This is a genomic window from Paenibacillus hunanensis, from assembly GCF_034055775.1.
Taxonomy (GTDB): Bacteria; Bacillota; Bacilli; order Paenibacillales; family Paenibacillaceae; genus Saccharibacillus; species Saccharibacillus hunanensis.
Genome location: NZ_CP139194.1, coordinates 5420342 through 5439593, shown reverse-complemented (window position 1 = coordinate 5439593; position 19252 = coordinate 5420342). Strand labels below are relative to the sequence as shown.

The following is a 19252-nucleotide window of genomic DNA, read 5'->3' as shown; positions in this document are numbered from 1 at the left end:
TCTTTATGAGAAGTGAATGCTACCTGTTGCTCAGAGTGGAGCTGTTTATTTTTGCGTATATATTTTATTATGACAAAAGTTGATGTAGTAATAGCAACGAATAAAAAAAGTAAATAAAGTAATATCATAATAAATGAAGCAGTCATATAAGATCATCTCCTTCAGATTTTATTGTATACTGCGTGCTATCTTTTTATTATACAATTACTGTACTTTAATTATGATTAATTTCTGTATTTTAATGAATGTGTATTTTATATTAAGTTGCTCTTATTTATGCCAATCCTCATTCACTATCACCTATTCGATTACAATTAAAAGTAACCAAAACAGCACCGGAACAGCGCCTACCGCGCTATCCCGATGCTGCAACGTAACACTTCTATAAAATCATATTCTCTGCATTACTCACGACTTATGCCCACACATTCAGCCCAGGTCTCAGCCGAAAATATGATCGATCTGCTCAATCTCCTGCGCGGTCAGCTTCACATCCAGCGTTTTGAGATTATCAAGCACCTGCTCTGCACGCTTCGCGCCTGGAATGATCGCATCCAGCGATTCGCGTGTCAGATACCATGCGAGCACCAGATGAGCGACCTCGATGCCTTTTGCCTGAGCGATCGGACGAAGCATATCCACCTTTTGCAGATTTTGCTGGAATGTCTCGCCTGCGAATAGCGGATCTTTGGCACGCAGATCATCGAAGCGTGTATCGGAATTGTATTTACCAGCCAGCAGACCGGATGCCAGTGGGAAATAAGGAATGAAGCTAATCTGGTTCGCAGCAGTATATGGCAATAGCTCCTGCTCTGCCGAACGCTTGAACAGATTGTATTCGGATTGCAGTACATCGACATGCCCATCCTTGTTCGCTTCCTTCAATTGATCAATCGAGAAGTTGGAGACCCCAATCGCACGAATCTTACCCTCGTCCTTGAGCTTTTTCAGCTCGCCAACAGCTTCGTCCTTTGGTGTATGTTCATCCGGAAAGTGGATGTAGAACAGATCGATATAATCCGTCTGCAAGCGCTCCAGACTGCCTTCCACACTCGCACGCAGGAAGGCTGGCGAGTTATCGAAGGTCACATCGCCCTGCTCGGTAAACTTATGCGCACCCTTGGTAGCGATGACCAGCTTGTCGCGTCCACCGACCTCCTTGAGCACCTCACCGATTAGCTCCTCGGAGCGTTTAGGTCCATAAATGAATGCTGTATCAATAAAGTTCAGTCCATGCGCAATTGCTGTGCGCACAACCTCCTTGCCTGCCTCCTCATCGAGATTCGGATACAGATTGTGACCGCCTACCGCATTCGCACCAAGTCCGATCGGATTCACCAGCAGATCACTTTTACCAAGTCGTTTATGTTGTGTCATTTCGTTCATCTCCCTTTCCTATAACATGTGGCCATAATGACATATTAGACATTGTAAACGCTCTCTGAAACGCGAATGAGCAATAAAACAGATGTGTCTACTGTGATAATCCTGTCCAGTCCCGTATAGATCAGGGAAAAGGGACGTAACAATGATTTTTCGCTTTTTTCTTTATACATATCAAATGAACCTTATATAGCAAGAAAGTGTTATTTACATTTACGAGCCTACGTATTCACATCTATACAGCACTCTGATCTCCATCCTCTACTGCTCATATCGAGCATAAATGAGCAGAATCTTGCAACTTACTGGATGTAAATGACGTCCATTTGCTTCCTAATTTTGATCCTTAACCTGTGGAGGCAAATAAGGAAAAGTAATTTTTTGTGCAATCGTTTGTGCTTGGAGTTGCATCTTATTTTGTAGCAAAAATGGAATTGGTTCCACAATTGTCGAATCGCCCAAAAAAGGAATCGGTCATTTTAGGGTGATGGTAGGACAAAATAAAATACAAAAATCGCGAAAAAACCTTGATATAACAGGCTTTATTAAAATTTAAAATTATACATACTTCTCAATTCACAATGAGCCCAAATTCACTTTTTTGTATGATTTTTAAATATGCTTATGATTAACTATTTTGCTGATGAAAGATAAGGACAAAAAATATTATTTTCATTTGTGAAAAAAGGATTGCTTATCTGCAAGCGATATCATAAAATGTTCTTGCGAACAACTGTAAACGCTTACAGATAGATAACTTATTCTCAAAGTCACTGCAAAATATCAGGATAATTAAACGAACGCAAGAATTTGATAAAATTTTGTAATCGCTATCAAATTATTGTTTACTTTTCCTGATAAAAATAAGAAAATGGGATAAAAGTAAAAATTATCTATTTGTAGTCAGATGTTTGGTGCTTGTACATCGTAAAAAAAGGGATCATATCAAAAGAGAGGGTTGAGTCCATGAAACAGAGTAAACTGAAAAGAAATGGTTCTTTAAGTTTAATGCTGGTGTTGCTGTTCTCCGTAGTGCTTAGTGCATGTTCAGGAGGTAACAGCGCGGGGACAACTGGCAGTACGCAGACTGGCAGCGAAGGCACAACCGGTACAACAGCAACAACAAGCGGTTCAGATCTGATCAAAACAGCACAGGTGCCTGCCGGCTCCGATCTGGAAAAGGCACTGAATGGTGAATACAAAGGTAAAAAGGTTACGATGTACGGGCCATTCGTAGACGCGGATGAGCAGAAATTCAATGCGAGTATCAAAGCATTTGAAGATGCAACTGGCATCGATATCGCTTATGAAGGCTCCAAAGAGTTTGAAGCGACGATCAACGTTCGCGTAAACGGTGGTAACGCACCGGATATCGCTGACTTCCCACAACCAGGTCTGCTGGAAACTTTCGCAAAAGCAGGTAAAGTTATCGACGTATCCACATTCATGGATGCCGATTATATGAAGAAACAATACAAACAAAGCTGGCTGGATATGGCGCAAATGGCGGGTCCAGACAAAGACATCACTGCTGGTGTATGGGCACGTAGCAGTGTGAAAAGCCTTGTATGGTACAACAAAAAAGCCTTCGACGAAGCAGGCTACACTGTACCAAAAACATGGGATGAAATGATGAAGCTGACCGAGCAGATCGCTGCGGATGGCGACCCTGCATGGAGTATCGGTATTGAGAGTGGTGCGGCAACAGGCTGGCCTGCTACCGACTGGGTAGAGGACATCATGCTGCGTACAACAACTCCTGAAAACTATGACAAATGGGTAAAAGGCGAGCTGCCATTCACCGATCCAATCGTGAAAAACGCAGTCGAGAAAATGTCCCAGATCTGGTTCAACAAGGATTATGTATACGGTGGTCGTAGCTCCATCGCAACAACGAACTTCGGTGATGCGATTGCTCCACTGTTCACGAATCCTCCAAAAGCATGGCTGCACCGTCAAGCTGGATTCATCACTTCCTTTATTCCTGAAGGCGTGAAGCCAGAAGATTACGACTGGTTCCCGTTCCCATCGATCGATGCACAATACGGTACACCAGCACTGATCTCCGGTGATATCTATGCCATGTTCAATGACCGTCCTGAAGTACGTGCAGTAATGGAGTTCTTCACAACTGCTGAATCTCTGCAAAGCTGGATCAAATCCGGTGGTGTAACGCCTCCAATGAACGGTACACCAGACGATTGGTTCGCTAATGAGCAAGAGCGCCGTATGTCCGAATTCGTTCAAACTGCAAAAACAATCCGCTTTGATGGTTCTGACCTGATGCCTGGTTCTGTTGGTGCAGGTACGTTCTGGAAAGGTATGACGGACTACGTAAGTGGTACAGCTAACCTGGATCAAGCGATGCAAGAAATTCAAGCCGGCTGGAAAAAATAAACCGGTGAATACCAATTGAGACCAACCGCCAAAACGGACCGGGATTGATTCGGTCCGCTTTGGTTTGATTAGAGCCTATTTTCGTGGCTTGTTTGCAAATTGCTGAAGGGGGAAAGCCAATGGACGTAAGCAAAACAATGGATACGCGTTCGAATCAACGATTCACGCCCAAAGTTATACTGTTATCCATCCTTGTTCCGTTACTGAATCTGGGTCTGCATACGCTAATCTTCCTATTTTTTCGAGGCTCTGATCTGCCGCCAATGGTCAACGCATTGCTTGCGGTCATCTGGGGATTAGCAGGGATCTACTCGATTTATTTCTCATTGAACTGGGTCGTTGAGCAATATCCAGATAAGTGGAAGGATCGCGTTATCCCGTATGTGTTCGTTGGCCCAGCGGTATTGCTGCTTGGCTGGCTGCTATTCCTGCCAACACTGCGTACGCTGTATTTAAGCTTTTTCAATGCCGATTCTACTCAGTTTGTCGGGTTTGCTAACTTTGCAGCGGTCTTTACCGATCGACTGCTGGTAACGGCGCTTCGCAACAACCTGATGTGGGTCGTATTCGGTACACTCGCTTGCGTTATTCTCGGACTGCTGATCGCCGTACTGGCAGATCGTAGTAGCTTTGAGCGTTTGGCGAAGGCTGTTGTGTTCATGCCGATGGCGATCTCGTTCGTTGCGGCAGGCGTTATCTGGAAGTTCATTTACTACTATCAGCCAGGTGCCGATCAGATCGGTCTACTGAATGCGATTATCGTGAATATGGGCTTTCAGCCGCAGGGCTGGCTTAGTATGGTGCAGCCGTGGAATAACCTGTTCCTGATCGTCATCCTCGTGTGGATGCAGACGGGATTTGCGATGGTTATTTTCTCGGCTGCGATCAAAGGGATTCCCGAGGATATGCTGGAAGCAGCACGGATGGACGGTGCGGGCGAGATTCGCATCTTCTTCAAAATTATGCTTCCGGTGATCTCCAGCACGGTACTGGCAGTTACGACGACCATCATCGTGTTCACCCTGAAAATCTTTGACGTGGTCATGATCATGACGGGCGGTCAATACGGCACCGAGGTTGTAGCGACCGAGTTCTATCGTCAGCTGTTCATGTATCAAAATGCGGGTTACGGCTCCACGCTGGCGATTGTGCTGCTCATTGCCGTTATTCCGGTCATTATCCTGAACGTGCGTCAGCTGAAGAAGGGAGGAAGCCTGTAATGCGTAAAGCCAAAGTCAAGGGACAAAAACGCAAAGCCAACTGGATCGTCAATCTGGTGCTGGGTATCATCTGTATTGTGTGGTTCATTCCGACACTGGGCTTGCTCATTTCCTCCGTTCGTCCAGCAGCAGATATTTTGCAAAGTGGCTGGTGGACAGTCTTCCCGCATCGTCAGTGGGATACGGTCAGTCAGCTCAAGCTGGATCGCGATACCGATCTGCGTAAGCCGATCACGGTGAATGGTAAAACATTCTCCGATGATCAGCTCAAGGCTGGTGTTGAAGTAGATGGTCAGCGCCTGATCTGGGAAAATCGCCGTGCACGCACACTGGATGTGCAGGAGAAGAAATGGGGCGCTTCGACCGATTTCACCCTGCAAAACTATGAAACCGTGCTTGGCGGTAAACAATACAAAATCACACAGCCTGACGGCACGATCAAAACCGAGCAGGGTAGCGGGATGGGACGCTCGTTCTGGAATACGATTGCTGTCGTTATTCCATCAACGGTGATTCCGATCTTTATCGCTTCCTTTGCCGCGTATGCGTTTGCCTGGCTGAAGTTCCGAGGACGTAATATCTTCTTCATCGTGATTATCGCGCTGCTCGTTGTGCCGCTTCAGGTCGCACTCATTCCGATTTTGCGCGACTATACGACACTCGGCTTGAACGGGACGTACTTTGGGATCTGGATGGCGCATACCGCGTTTGGCTTGCCGCTGATCACCTACTTTATGTACAACTCGATCAGTCAGCTGCCAAAGGATCTGTTTGAATCGGCGTTTATGGATGGAGCGACTAACTTCACCATTTTCTCCAGACTGATCCTGCCACTGTCTGTACCTGCGCTGGCATCGATCTCTATCTTCCAGTTCCTGTGGGTATGGAACGACTACCTCGTTTCCCTCATCTTCCTCGGCTCTCAGCCAGAGGTGCAGGTACTGTCGATGAGTATCGCCAACCTGGTCGGCTCGCGTGGTAACGACTGGCATCTGCTCACATCGGCTGCATTCATCTCGATGCTGACACCGCTGGCTGTGTTCTTCGCACTGCAAAAGTACTTTGTACGTGGCTTACTGGGTGGTTCGGTCAAGGGCTGATCGCAGGACTCATCCAGTACAGACAAGGACAACCAGACAGACTTACACAGATGTCCAAGGTCAAAGCATTCCCCCTTCTGCGGTGACCTGACGGTAAGCTGTACCGTGTCGATTGCGTGCTGATGAGGTTTAGAATAAACATGAGGTAAAAGAGTGCTGTCGATTTCTTCGGCAGCACTTTTTTGTTAATGTTGCATGAGAGAGCGATCCATCGTATCCTTGGCACGGACTACGGACTACGGACTACGGACTACGGACTACGGACTACGGACTACGGACTACGGACTACGGACTACGGACTACGGACTACGGACTACGGACTACGGACTACGGACTACATATCGTGAAATACTTGTATAAACAATCAATCGGAGCTGCTAAAGCGATAGGGGGGGAGAGCGAATTGGGTTTCTACGGAATAGTAGTGTTATGCGTAGTCATTATGCTGGCAATTCCAGCGCTGCTTGTACTTGTATATTATAGCTGGCGAAATGGAATATCACCGATGCCCGCATCAGCCCGAGTCCGCCGTACAATGAGCGAGCAGGTGGGCCTTGCGGCTGAACGAATTATACAGTTGCAGCAAGACAAGATCGATACGATTACACAGCAGATGCCACAGATATCGAGGCAGATAGCTACGGAAGTGGAACCGGACAAGGCACAGTCAGTTTGGTCAACATCGCATTCATCTGCTACCGATTCGCTAGCATTGTTTACTGACTCCATGATATCATCTGCCCGACCAATCGAATCCAAATCCAGCCCGCCAGTTGAGCCGCTATCTCGCACCACTTCGGAAACTCCTCTGCAAGTCATCGAAGCAGGCTCAGGCTGGGGGACGCTCGCTCTGCACATCATTCAGAATAATCCGAATATTCGTATAACTGGTATTGAGAATTCGCCATTGCCTCTATTTTGCTCTCGACTACTGAGCAGATGGAAGCGTACGAATATTCAATTTCAGCAGGGTGATATCTACCTGTATCCCTATGAACAAGCAGATATTGTCGTCTGCTATTTGTTTCCGGGTGCTATGCGCAAGCTTCGTCCGATCCTGGAGCAGTGCTGTCGTCCCCATACGTATGTGATTAGCGCTTGTTTTGCAGTACCAGAGTGGGAACCAGAGCAGATTATTTTGTGCTCAGACTGGTATCATACGCCCGTGTATGTGTATCGGTGTGGACATCGTAGCTATCTTGCATAACAGATGGGTACTATGCATACAGGTATGAATACATGGAAGCAGTAGAGGAGACTGTGTAAGCGAAGGCTCAGGTTAGGTTCATTTTATACATAAAAGCCACAAGCGAATCAGCAAGCTCTATATGTTGGAGTCAGCTACTTTGTAGCTGGCTTATTTTTTCGTTGACACTGCATATTTATTCATGCTAAATTCATTGCAATATTTTAATTCGCATCGGAATTATAAGAATTGGAATATCCTGTGTATTTCCCATGATTACCCTATCTGAGGAGGCGTTCCCTTGAAAAAGATGACCCGTTTCACGCTCGCTGCACTGGTTGCTGCACCTGCTATTTTAGGAGCAGGTATTGTTCCTACTCCATCCACATTTGCGGCTGTAGCCGAGACACCTGCAAAGTCACTACCGACGAAAGCACCCGCAGCAGTTCCAACGAAGACACCAGCGGCAACTCCAGCAAAGGCGAACAGCATTACCCCACATCAGGAAACGGCAGCAGATTACGCCCAATTTTTGCAAGCGAAATACAATATTCAGCTTCCACAGCTGGTGAAACGAGGCGACTTTTTACGTGCGCTTGCTGCTATTGTGCCAGCTCCAGCCGCATCGACGGAAGAAGCGAAGACACCGACCTTTACCGATCTCAAGTCTGGCGATGCGGCATATGATGCAGCGGTAGCTCTCGCCCAGCAAGGCATTTTGTCAGATCAAACGGTTCATGCGAATGATGCACTGAGCGTATACGCAGCCGTATTCATCGCAGTAAAAGCGGCTGGCTTCAAGGAACTCGCCTATACATATCCGCAGACAAAGGTAGATGCGGCGCTGGCAAAGGCAGGCATCGCCAAGGATCGCGTACAGGGACAGGCAGCACAGGAGCTGGCAGCAGCGATCGATACCGGGGTCGTACCGGAGAGTCTATATCCGACATTGCGCAAGGGTGGGGCGATCGACCGCAATACCGCAAACGTGCTGCTGGGTAAAACGCTAACCAGTCTGGGCAAATACAAAAATGAGATTGGACGCACCAGCGATAGCGACATTTACGAGAAGCTATATGCGGCTTACCGTACAGCGGATTTGATCGAGGCTCCTGAGCTGCGTACAATTGTGGATCAGGCGCTTCGTAACAATCTGGTGACTGGCTACAACCTCAAGGATAGCCGTTATGATTCCAATTTTATCGATAGCCTGACGCTTACGTATGGACATGATGATATTAAGCACGCGGTACAGCTGATCGGCTTGCTGCGCAGTGAGGGCATCGATGCAGATGTTCAGTTCCAGCCCAAGACCTCTGCATTTATCTATCTCAAGGAATGGGGTACACCAAAGGAAACACCGGATTACAAAGTGACTCAGATCGAAAATGGTAACTATATCGCTTATGCGAAGGAGTACGATATTCAGTTTGAGTTCAATACGATCGCAGATAAGGAACGCTTTAATAAGATCATTTCCACCTATGCGAAAAAGAATAGCAACACGACTGCACCGCTGATCTATAGCTCCTGGTGGCAGCCGCTATACTATTCGCCAACCGAGCTGTCTGGCTATCCGGTGATTTCAAATACGAAGATTACACTGGGTAATTATTATGCTCAATCGTTCTCGTTAACTGATAAAGCACAAGCAATCCGCGACGGCTTCCGCAAGCTGGCACCTGACGCGACGATTACAGGCTACGACTTCTGGGTAGATCAGCCGTTCTTTAATTATTTGAATGGGGAGTCGGAGTAAGGGAAAAGGATGCCCAGGCAGGTCGATTTAAATTATAAATAAAGTCTATTATCAGTGAGCAGCTCGCATTCTTAATTAAATGAAGAGTGCGAGTTGTTTTCATTTCTTCTAAAATATTGTTTTGCTATCGTTGTATGGACTAGATATTAATGTTTTAAATTTTCCAGTGTTAGCGATGTGAGTATCGTTGTCCTTCTCTACGGCTGAAATTATAAATAAAAAAAGGCCGCTCTATTGAACGCCTTCTTTTTAAAAATCTTATTTGATCTAAAAGGTTTGCTTGAATAGTGTCTTTCTTTGTTTGCTTAAAAACTCAATGGTCACCTGTGGAACTGGGTTCCATATTCGATTGTCTTGCACAATCAGATTACTCTCACGATTGTAATCGTACGTTTTACTCTCCCCATCAATAATTAATCTGTAATAACTCCCATGTTGCAGAATATCATTATTGTGAATAATCAAGCCAAACGAACCTTTTTCTAGCCCTCCGAAAACAACTCCATCTCTGGGAACTCCATAACTAATTTTTGAATTTCCATTACCTTCATATACATATATGGTATTCATTTCATCCGAAAATAGGTAGGATTTGGAATCAATGAGACGGATGATTTTAGGATTGAGTATATTCTCTTTTTGGATAAAAGCATTTAAATTTTCTGGCTGTACACGTTTGGTGGGAGTATCAAAGTCATGGAATAAACGAACTATTCCTAGCAGGATTACGCCTGCAATTGCTGTGATTTTCAACATCCTATAAAGTTGTTTTCTCGTTATTCTCATTGTAATAGTTTAACGTAGAGCATCCATAATGAACATATATATGTTAAATTTTCACTTTATTTAAAGTCTATATTCGCAGGATTCGAATTCTAAAATTGTAGCAAATAATTTATAGAACGCTTACATGAAAAGCTTTACATTCCCAAATTAGAGTAGTAAGATAAAAATCAAAGTTTTAAAGTTGTATACAAGTACACAACAAAATGATCTGTTATCTTAATTTATTCTTTTCACCGGATTCTTCTTACGCGGCTGTTTTCTTTCGAAAATATAGAAACGAGACACCGCACACATACGGATTTGATCTTATTTGATAGAGGGGGCGTTACAGCATAATTAGAGCTACACTGGAGGCACGCAGAGATTCCCTGCTCCATGAGCTGCACGATGCGATCGATCATTGAAAACGTTATATTCACATTACCGGATTGTGCTAAAATCGAACTATATGGCAAGTCACATTGATGCGAGGCTGTACGGCATAGGCTACAGCTATTCATACAGCATGCATGTCGCTCTCTGTCTGTACACCTGCCTGTTCATCAGCGATTATGCACAAAAGGGGACGTTAACGATGCAATATCCATCCGCCTGGCTACAGGGCGCTTCTCGCGGAGAAGCGATTGCCTGTGAGCTCAGACTGCAAATTATAAATGAAACGATCAAGCCGGGAGAGATCATTTCAGAGAATCGGATCGCGGCTGACTTCGGCAGCAGTCGCTCGCCTGTACGTGATGCACTCAAGGCACTATCCAGCGAAGGCTTGATTCGTTTGGAACGTATGGGCGCGGTTGTGCTCGGACTGAATCTGGAGGATGTCAACGAGCTGTACGATGTGCGCTACCTAATCGAAAGCTTTGTCCAGCACCGTCTGGCCGAGGGCGATCATGAAGCATTGTTCGTCCAACTGGATCGAACCATCGACAAAATGAAGCTAGCCGTCAAGCATGGCGACTATGTAGATTTTGCCTATCAGGACTTCATGTTCCACGAAATGATCGTCATGCAGGCACAGCACCAGCGCATGATTCACCTCTGGAACAGCATTCGCCAGATCGTCATGACTGTCATCCTGATCACCACCGAAAAAGGCTTTCAAACTGGAGAAGAACGCATGAACTGGGTCGCCGACAAGCACTACAAAATCCTAAACGGACTCCGCTCACAGGATGCCGAAGTCATCCGCCGCGCCGTCGACGATTATTTTAAGGACTCCGCCCAAACATTAAGCCGCACTTTGCCATAAAGTAGCAAGGAACGCCAGCTTGCAGTTCATCATATGCAGCTGCCCAATGTCGGTCGGATCATTCTCCTGGCTCGTAGAGCGCCAGTTTGCAGTTTAGTCTATACTTTTGCTATACAAACATAGGAACTGCTTAGTATGCTTTTATGCCCGAATAAAATGCTTTTGCATAAGCAAAATAATACTCTGCTAAAATAAGACACTTGGCTAAAAGAGAACTGTAGCTAAAACAAAACTGTAGATGGTAGATTACATTCTGCCAGCTCTAAGCTCTATACTTTTGCTTTCTGCAAGTAGGATACCGTTTATATTGCACGCTATTACATTTAAATATCTAAGCTCTATGCGTGACCTACAGTCTATAGTCTTCTTAAGGGTTTGAGGATGCTAGCGATCCCAATAACTTTCAGAGCGTATCAGTTTCGAGAGATACGCATTTGAGTTTAGCAGTATGAAGCAAACAAACTAGCAAACAATTATTGCGATACACTTGCTCAACGAATGCCCGAATGCCCGAATGCCTTCATGCTGCAACCCGCAAAGAACGGAGGTAAGGAAATAAGGGAAAAGGACGATTTATCGTGTTAGCGGTCTCCTAACACGAGGTTCAATGAGAAGTGATTTTTGCGAAGCAAAATATCTTACTGCTTTGGAGGGGCGGGAATCTACAATTCATTCCTAATCCGTAGATTCCCGCGGCTCCACCCGAGTCCGTTCCCTTATTCCTTACCGGAGTGGTGCCACTCTACATCACACCAGTCACCCAGATCACCCAGTTAAATCATTTACCAGCTCCAACTTGTCGACAAGTATACAATAACCACCATACTAAACCATTATTGTAAGCGCTCTATCCACTTACGAAAAACATTTCAAATTTGCAAAAAAAGAATCTGAAAATTTTCATAGGGAGGTCATTTCCTTGGATCAATTGTTTGGACTTAGTCATAATGCCACACTACTCGTGTGGACGCTGATTGCGATCGTCTTCCTGATCGTGCTGATCGCCAAATTTAAATGGAATCCGTTCGTTACGCTATTGCTGTCTGCACTGATGCTCGGTTTGCTGGCAGGGATGAATCCGCAAGACCTGATCAAATCCGTTACGGGTGGATTGGGCGGCACGCTTGGTACGATCGCCATCGTTATCGGTCTCGGTACGATGCTTGGTAAAATGATGGCTGAATCCGGCGGTGCTGAGCGTATCGCGACCACGCTGATTGATCGCTTTGGTCAGAAACGTGTGCACTGGGCGATGATGCTGGTCGGCTTTATCGTCGGGATTCCGGTTTTCTTTGAGGTTGGACTCATTTTGTTAATTCCGATTGTGTTTCTGGTTGCACGTAAAACAGGGCTGTCCCTGCTCAAGATCGGGATTCCGATTCTAGCAGGTCTGTCTACTGTACACGGTCTAGTGCCACCGCATCCAGCACCGATGATCGCGATTGATGCATACAATGCCAATCTGGGACGTACGATTCTGTACTCATTGATCGTTGGCTTGCCAACAGCGATTATTGCTGGCCCGATCTTCGGTAAATTTATCGGTAGCCGCATTGAGGTGCAGCCGCCTAAGGAGCTTGCAGAGCAATTTGCTTCCAAGGGTGATCGTGAGCTGCCGGGCTTTGGTATTACGCTGTTTACAATTTTGCTACCTGTTATTCTGATGCTAACCGGATCGATTGCATCGATTGTGGATCCAGAGGCAGTACATGGCTTTACTCATGTGGCTGAATTTATCGGTCATGAAATTATTGCACTGCTGATCTCGGCAGTATTCGCGTTCTTCTCGCTGGGCTTTGCACGTGGCTTTAGCAAGGACGATATTTCCAAATTCACAAGTGAATGTCTGGCACCAACCGCAGGAATTATTTTGATTATTGGTGGTGGCGGTGCGTTCAAGCAGGTGCTGATCGATAGTGGTGTCGGCAAAGCGATTGCAGATATTGCCAGCCATAGTCATATTAACGTGATCCTGTTTGCATGGCTGGTGGCAGCGTTGATCCGCGTAGCGACAGGCTCGGCAACTGTGGCGATGACGACAGCGGCAGGGATTGTCGCTCCCGTGCTCGCGGTAAGCACCGGGGTCAATGTTGAGCTGGTCGTACTGGCAACAGGTGCTGGATCGCTGATCCTGTCTCATGTGAATGATGCTGGTTTCTGGATGATTAAGGAGTTCTTCGGCATGACGGTGGGGCAGACGCTCAAGTCATGGACGGTGATGGAGACGATTTTGTCAGTGGTCGGCTTAATCTTTATTATGATTTTGAGTGTGTTTGTATAAAATAAAAGCGAATGAGCAGGGCGGGGAAGAGCTTCTTTCCCGTGCTGCTTTACTTTGTTTCGGCATGATGCTTCTGCGAAGGCGGTAGAGCAAAGTCAGCCGTATAGTAGAAGATAGCTTTGTACGATAACGATATGGATCTTCAAAGCAATATTTATTTTACGAAAGAAGGATGATGACGATGAACGATACAGCGAATGGAAATGGATCATTACCACATACAGAGGCACTGCCAGACGCTATGCGCATGATTGGGGTCGATATCGGTACAACGAGTACGAAGGCGGTGTTATTTCAGGAAAATGGCACGGTCATGACAACCTCGAATATCGGGTATCCGCTGTACACGCCCACCCCGTCAACGGCAGAGCAAGACCCTGATGAAATTCTACGTGCAGTCATGGATACGATTGCGGGTGTGATGAAGGATAGCGGTACTTCGCCCGAGCAGGTGCTATTCGTCTCCTTTAGCTCGGCGATGCACAGTCTGATTGCTGTTGACGAGCAGGGCAAGCCGCTCACACGCTGCATTACATGGGCGGATAATCGCAGTGCAGCGTACGCACGTAAGCTCAAGCATGAGCTAAATGGACAGGACATCTATATGCGTACAGGCACGCCGATTCACCCGATGTCGCCCTTGACCAAGCTGATGTGGCTGAGCGATGAGCAGCCTGATCTGGTCGCACGGACACATAAATTCATTTCGATCAAGGAGTATGTATTCCTTCGTCTATTCGGTGAATATGTCGTCGATCATTCGATCGCTTCCTGTACGGGACTATTCAATCTGCGAGAGCTGGACTGGGATGCCGAAGCACTGAATATTGCAGGCATTACGGCAGCCAAGCTGTCTCGCCCGGTGCCAACAACATATCAGCTGGCAGGAATGAACTCAGAGGCAGCCATGCTGATGGGCTTGTCGGTGAACACTCCATTTATCGTTGGCGCAAGCGATGGCGTACTGTCCAATCTAGGGGTAGGGGCGATTGAGCTGGGTGTTGTCGCTGTGACGATCGGTACGAGCGGTGCGATTCGGACAGTCGTTGATCAGCCGATCACCGATCCGAAGGGACGTATTTTCTGTTATGCACTGACCGAGGATAAATGGGTAATCGGCGGCCCGGTGAACAATGGTGGCATGCTGTTCCGCTGGGTGCGCGATGAATTTGCCGCGTCGGAGGTAGAGACGGCGAAGCGACTCGGTATTGATTCCTATGATGTGTTGACTCGAATCGCCGAGCAGGTACCGGCGGGTTCAGAAGGGCTGTTATTCCATCCGTATCTGACAGGTGAGCGTGCGCCGCTATGGAACCCGGATGCGCGCGGCTCCTTTATCGGGCTGACGATGAAGCATCGGAAGGAGCATATGATTCGCTCGGTGCTGGAGGGTGTCATTTTCAATCTGTATACGGTCATGCTGGCGATGAAGGAACAGATCGGTCATCCTGCCAAAATTCATGCGACAGGCGGCTTTGCTCGTTCCTCGTTATGGCGGCAAATGATGGCGGATATTTTTGATCAGGAGGTTATCGTACCGGAAAGTATCGAAAGCTCCTGTCTCGGTGCCGTTGTGCTCGGTCTGTACGGGATGGGACGCATCGAATCGCTTGATATCGTATCCAGTATGATCGGCTCCACCCATGCGCACGAGCCGAAGCCGGAGCATACGCATGTGTATCATCAGCTATTGCCGATCTATGTTTCGATCTTCCGTAGTCTGGAGCAGCAATATACCGCGCTGGCACAGTTCCAAAATCGGGAGCAATCTATCTAAAATTTTTATGGTAACAGGGTTGTAATGATGCGCTTTGCCGTTGATAAAGGTGGTATACTGAGTCCACAGTCATCCATTTAGGCTGGCAAGTACGTATTGCTGCGCCTGTTCACCAGCTTTAACCTTGAGGCGCCGTGCAAAACACGGAGTTGTGAAATCCATTATGAGCTTCAATCTGGATATGAAGACGATTTTTATATCGCTTGTGTTTGGACATATTTTTACGGTCATTCTAATTAATGCGTATCGTAAGCATACGGTGCCGGATCGTTCGGTTAATGCTTTTTTTCTATCCAAGGTCATCCAGGCGATTGCATGGGCGTTGCTAATTGTGCGTGGTGTCGTTCCAGAGCTATTGTCGATTGTATTAGCAAATACGCTCTTATTCGTGGGAGCGGCATTGGAGACGAGTGCGCTGCTTATCCTACAGCAGGTCTTTTCGAAACGGCTCAAACAGCTATATCTGATCGGCACGGTGCTATGCATTGCTGGCTTTGCCTTGATCTATGGGCTGGGTGTATCGGAAGGTACACGTATCGTATACGCGTCGGTGGCGACAGCGATGTTCTTATTTTATCCAGTGTATTATATGACGACAGATCGTGCTGCTTCCACGCTCAAGCGACTGATGGGCATTCTATATGGAATCGTCTCGCTCAGTCTACTGCTTCGTGCGGGTGCAGCGATTCATCTGGGGGAGCAGGTGGGCTTGTTCACGCAGGGCTTGTACCAGAGCTTCTCATTCATCGCGCTATATATGATCATGATTCTGGGCAATACTGGCTATGTGCTACTATCCAAGGAGCAGGCAGATGCGGAATTGTTACGGATTGCGAGCTATGACGAGATGACAGGTGTGCTGAATCGGCGTACCTTTATGGTCGAGAGTCGGAATATGATTCATCAGCTAGCGATGCGGCAGAGTCAGGTGTCGTTTATTTTGTTCGATGTGGATTCGTATAAGACGATTAATGATACGTATGGGCATTTTACAGGGGATCGTGTGCTTCAGGATATGACGGAGCGATTGAAGGAAAGGCTGTCTGAGCTTACGGATGAACGCTATATTTTCGGACGCTATGGCGGTGATGAATTTGCCGTGCTGCTGCCGGATGTAGATGAGGCGAAGGCAGGAGGCATTGCGGAGCAGCTTCGGTTAACGGTAGCTAACAGTGATTCGCATGTTCTACCTATACCGTATACGATCAGTCTGGGTGTCGTTTCCGTACAGGCACAGCGCAATATCCAGCTGAATACGCTGTATGAGCTTAGTGACCATGCGCTGTACAATGCCAAGCGAGCAGGCAAGAATCAGGTTGCGATTTACAATCAAGAGCAGGCAGAAGCCGTGCTGCAATAGGAAGAATTCAGTGCTACTTCGCACCTGTCATTCCTTGATTCAGAAAATAATTCCCTTCGTTACTAGTGATGCTGCTGGAGCGAGGGGTTATTTTTATACAAAAAAATGGATCAAGGCTATTTCCAGCAGATAGGCAGATGCGATAAGCTAGAACAAATAACGAGTTGGAATAGAGACGGTAGGTAGCTGGCATTGAATACTATCGATCGTCTGTCTGCTCCAGCTTCATTTGGCTAAGGAGAGAAGAGAACTATGGACTACAAATTTGCAGAACGAATGACGGCGATGAAGCCATCGATCATTCGTGAAATTTTAAAATCAAGTGGTGGCGGCTCTGTTATTCCGTTTGCAGCAGGGAATCCAGCTGCTGAAACCTTTCCACTCGAAGCAATCCGTTCCTTTACCGAGTCGATTCTATTGGAGAATCCAGTCGCTGCCCTTCAATATGGTGTGACAGAAGGCTATGAGCCACTACGTGAGCGCCTGCTCGGTCATGTGCAGCAGCGTTTTCATGTGGATACGACAGGTAATTCGCTGATGGTCGTTTCCGGCGCACAGCAGGGGATTGAGCTGGCAGCCAAAGTATTTTGCAGTGAAGGCGATACGATCATCTGCGAAAGCCCAAGCTTTATCGGCTCACTGAACACCTTCCGCTCCGCAGGGATTCGTCTGGCAGGTGTACCGATGGAAGCAGATGGTATCGATCTGGAGCAGCTGGAAGCCGCGCTCAAGCGTGAGCCGAACGTGAAGCTGATCTACATGATCCCAAGCTTCCAGAATCCAACAGGCATCACCACATCGCTTGAAAAGCGCAAAGGCATCTACGCACTTGCACGCCAATACGATGTGATGATCCTCGAAGATAATCCATACGGCGAGCTACGCTTTCAGGGCGAGGACGTGCCTGTTATCAAATCGCTGGATACCGATCAGCGCGTCATCTACGTAGGCTCCTTCTCCAAGGTGCTGTCTGCTGGACTGCGTGTCGGCTATGTGCTGGCACCAGACGAGGTCATTCAAAAGATGGCAGTCGCCAAGCAGGGCGAGGACGTACATACAGCGACCCTGCCCCAAATGATCGCTCACCGCTTTATGACCGAATACGACTATGATAGTCATATCGGACTCGTATGTAACGTCTATCGCCGTAAAAGCGAGCTGATGCTACAAGCACTGGAGCAAAAAATGGACGCTGCGGTCACGTTCACTCGTCCAGATGGCGGACTCTTCCTCTGGTGCGAGCTGCCTGCCTCTGTCCCGATGCTGGACTACTGCAAGCAAGCCGCAGCCAGCGGCGTCGCAGTCGTACCCGGCAATGCCTTCCTTGTCGACGAATCCGAGCCATGCCAGGCATTGCGCCTGAACTTCTCTACTCCGTCTGACGAACAGATCGTGCGCGGCGTGGATATTCTAGCGCAGGTATTCGCTCAACAAAAAGCAGGTATTTGAATCGGAATATCGGAACGTCTGTAGGATCGACAACTGATACGATACATGTACCATTAAACGCATATATAAGAACATCCGCATTTCACAGCAAAAAACCGCTATCGCATCACCTACCCAGCAGATCGAATCCACAGCCAGCTACTAAGCCTGGACTGTCCTTCATCTCTGCCGATGTATGGTGTTCTATACGATAGCGGTTTTTTATCTATTCGTTGCATGCAAACCGGTACCAAAGCAGTCCATCGCCTCATAGTGATCAGCTCGGATAACCACTTCATCCATAGGTTAGCCGATATCTTCTACAACATGCTGATGCGATTACAGACTAGCCCTGTCCAGCTTACTTCGAAGCAACCGAATAATGATACAGATTGTTCGCCAGCGACTGCATGGTCGAGCTTGTTCCGTGCAGACGCTCGATCACATCGGTAAACGAGCTAACGAGCGATGCTTGCTCCTGCGAGGAAGAAGTGATCTGTGCGATCTCCAGCTCCATTTTACGAATCGAATCCTGCACCTCACGCAGTGCATTCTCAATATCGCCCGTTGCTTGCTTCGCATTGACCGACAGCTTGCGCACCTCGGTAGCGACCACGCCAAAGCCAGCGCCCAGCTCACCGACGCGTGCAGCCTCAATCGCAGCATTCAGCCCCAGCAGATTCGTTTGCTCGGAAATTTCCTTAATGAGTGTAGCAACTTCATTGATTTTGGACGATTTCTCGACCGTAACCCGGCTGTTCTCCAAAATCTGCTCACTGGTCGCTTGCAGCTCTTCTGCATGAGCAGCAACATGCTGTACCATATCGACCAGATTATCGGAGATCGAACGGCTCTCTGCGATAATTGCCTCCAGATGATTCTGGTTCGTTTGCTCATACATCACGAGCAGCATCGCCACGAGCTCACTGCCGTCGTATACTGGAATATTTACACCTTCCAGTGGCACGCCAAATAGCTCCTGCGGATAGCTGACCATCGTTGCATTTACCTTATCGGCAACCCCTTGAAAATCCTCAAACCCCGGAGCCAGGTCAACGCCTGTACGGAAGCCAAGATCAAAATCCCCCAGTTGCTCATAGTACAGCACCTTTTTCCGGTCATACATGCTAACCGTCGCTTTCTCTCTCAGCATTTTGCCGATATATGGCATGATGCCCAACAAAGAATCGACCACTCCCATAATACTCAAACTCCTTCTCCACTCATAATCTCTGTAGTGTATCTCTTTATATACAGTAGGGTTGTCTGAACTGCATTCATTTTGTATACAGATCAGACGGAGCATGGTGTAAACCATGCTTATTCTGG

At 47.2% G+C, this 19252-nt stretch carries 13 protein-coding genes; 10 read left to right on the top strand and 3 right to left on the bottom strand.

All coding sequences use genetic code 11. The annotated features are described in order from the left end of the window. Positions 1-441 precede the first annotated feature (441 nt). Positions 442-1377 carry an aldo/keto reductase gene (locus SK066_RS22115; protein ID WP_188775907.1) on the bottom strand — a complete coding sequence of 312 codons (936 nt, stop codon included), beginning with the start codon at positions 1375-1377 and terminating at the stop codon, positions 442-444. Between the two features lie 972 nt (positions 1378-2349). Between SK066_RS22115 and SK066_RS22110 the strand changes: the two genes are divergently transcribed. The 5 genes from SK066_RS22110 to SK066_RS22090 all read left to right on the top strand — a co-directional run bounded on the left by SK066_RS22110 (position 2350) and on the right by SK066_RS22090 (position 9045). Further along, positions 2350-3780, top strand: a complete 1431-nt coding sequence (locus SK066_RS22110) for an ABC transporter substrate-binding protein (protein ID WP_320543037.1) — start codon at positions 2350-2352, stop codon at positions 3778-3780. A gap of 119 nt (positions 3781-3899) precedes the next feature. Further along, positions 3900-5000, top strand: coding sequence for a carbohydrate ABC transporter permease (locus SK066_RS22105; protein WP_229685754.1), 1101 nt, complete (start codon positions 3900-3902; stop codon positions 4998-5000). After that, positions 5000-6100, top strand: a complete 1101-nt coding sequence (locus SK066_RS22100) for a carbohydrate ABC transporter permease (protein ID WP_320543036.1) — start codon at positions 5000-5002, stop codon at positions 6098-6100. Before SK066_RS22105 ends, SK066_RS22100 begins: the two co-directional genes overlap by 1 nt. 403 nt (positions 6101-6503) lie before the next feature. Further along, entirely contained in the window at positions 6504-7307 is an 804-nt protein-coding gene (locus tag SK066_RS22095) for a class I SAM-dependent methyltransferase (protein WP_320543035.1), read from the top strand. Between the two features lie 289 nt (positions 7308-7596). Then, positions 7597-9045, top strand: coding sequence for a hypothetical protein (locus SK066_RS22090; RefSeq protein WP_320544942.1), 1449 nt, complete (start codon positions 7597-7599; stop codon positions 9043-9045). 267 nt (positions 9046-9312) lie between these two features. Here SK066_RS22090 and SK066_RS22085 read toward each other — a convergent pair whose 3' ends face one another. Further along, complete coding sequence (locus tag SK066_RS22085; RefSeq protein WP_320543034.1) at positions 9313-9801, bottom strand: hypothetical protein; 489 nt, start codon at positions 9799-9801, stop codon at positions 9313-9315. 604 nt (positions 9802-10405) lie between these two features. Here SK066_RS22085 and SK066_RS22080 point away from each other — a divergent pair. The 5 genes from SK066_RS22080 (at position 10406) to SK066_RS22060 (ending at position 17944) form a co-directional block, all read left to right on the top strand. Then, positions 10406-11077, top strand: a complete 672-nt coding sequence (locus tag SK066_RS22080; RefSeq protein ID WP_250343922.1) for a GntR family transcriptional regulator — start codon at positions 10406-10408, stop codon at positions 11075-11077. A gap of 919 nt (positions 11078-11996) precedes the next feature. Beyond that, positions 11997-13358 carry a GntP family permease gene (locus SK066_RS22075; RefSeq protein WP_188775900.1) on the top strand — a complete coding sequence of 454 codons (1362 nt, stop codon included), beginning with the start codon at positions 11997-11999 and terminating at the stop codon, positions 13356-13358. Between the two features lie 241 nt (positions 13359-13599). Next, the gene (gntK, locus tag SK066_RS22070) at positions 13600-15135 is read left to right on the top strand and encodes a gluconokinase (protein ID WP_320544941.1); all 1536 of its coding nucleotides are present in this window, start codon (positions 13600-13602) and stop codon (positions 15133-15135) included. 163 nt (positions 15136-15298) lie between these two features. Beyond that, positions 15299-16495: a GGDEF domain-containing protein gene (locus tag SK066_RS22065; protein WP_320543033.1), complete on the top strand. Its 1197-nt coding sequence runs from the start codon at positions 15299-15301 to the stop codon at positions 16493-16495. Positions 16496-16747: 252 nt separating this feature from the next. Beyond that, positions 16748-17944 carry an aminotransferase-like domain-containing protein gene (locus SK066_RS22060; protein ID WP_320543032.1) on the top strand — a complete coding sequence of 399 codons (1197 nt, stop codon included), beginning with the start codon at positions 16748-16750 and terminating at the stop codon, positions 17942-17944. Between the two features lie 340 nt (positions 17945-18284). On the opposite strand, the gene SK066_RS22055 is transcribed toward SK066_RS22060, so the two are convergent. Continuing rightward, a complete protein-coding gene (locus SK066_RS22055) occupies positions 18285-19124 on the bottom strand; it encodes a methyl-accepting chemotaxis protein (protein WP_188776078.1) in 840 nt (279 codons plus the stop codon). Positions 19125-19252: the final 128 nt, after the last annotated feature.

Bases quoted from the DNA above. Each gene is read 5' to 3' on its own strand.
- SK066_RS22080 (WP_250343922.1), top strand. From the start codon at position 10,406: ATGCAATATCCATCCGCCTGGCTACAGGGCGCTTCTCGCGGAGAAGCG.
- SK066_RS22105 (WP_229685754.1), top strand. From the start codon at position 3,900: ATGGACGTAAGCAAAACAATGGATACGCGTTCGAATCAACGATTCACG.
- SK066_RS22100 (WP_320543036.1), top strand. From the start codon at position 5,000: ATGCGTAAAGCCAAAGTCAAGGGACAAAAACGCAAAGCCAACTGGATC.
- SK066_RS22115 (WP_188775907.1), bottom strand. From the start codon at position 1,377: ATGACACAACATAAACGACTTGGTAAAAGTGATCTGCTGGTGAATCCG.
- SK066_RS22085 (WP_320543034.1), bottom strand. From the start codon at position 9,801: ATGTTGAAAATCACAGCAATTGCAGGCGTAATCCTGCTAGGAATAGTT.
- SK066_RS22060 (WP_320543032.1), top strand. From the start codon at position 16,748: ATGGACTACAAATTTGCAGAACGAATGACGGCGATGAAGCCATCGATC.
- gntK (WP_320544941.1), top strand. From the start codon at position 13,600: ATGCGCATGATTGGGGTCGATATCGGTACAACGAGTACGAAGGCGGTG.
- SK066_RS22055 (WP_188776078.1), bottom strand. From the start codon at position 19,124: ATGGGAGTGGTCGATTCTTTGTTGGGCATCATGCCATATATCGGCAAA.
- SK066_RS22065 (WP_320543033.1), top strand. From the start codon at position 15,299: ATGAGCTTCAATCTGGATATGAAGACGATTTTTATATCGCTTGTGTTT.
- SK066_RS22090 (WP_320544942.1), top strand. From the start codon at position 7,597: ATGACCCGTTTCACGCTCGCTGCACTGGTTGCTGCACCTGCTATTTTA.
- SK066_RS22110 (WP_320543037.1), top strand. From the start codon at position 2,350: ATGAAACAGAGTAAACTGAAAAGAAATGGTTCTTTAAGTTTAATGCTG.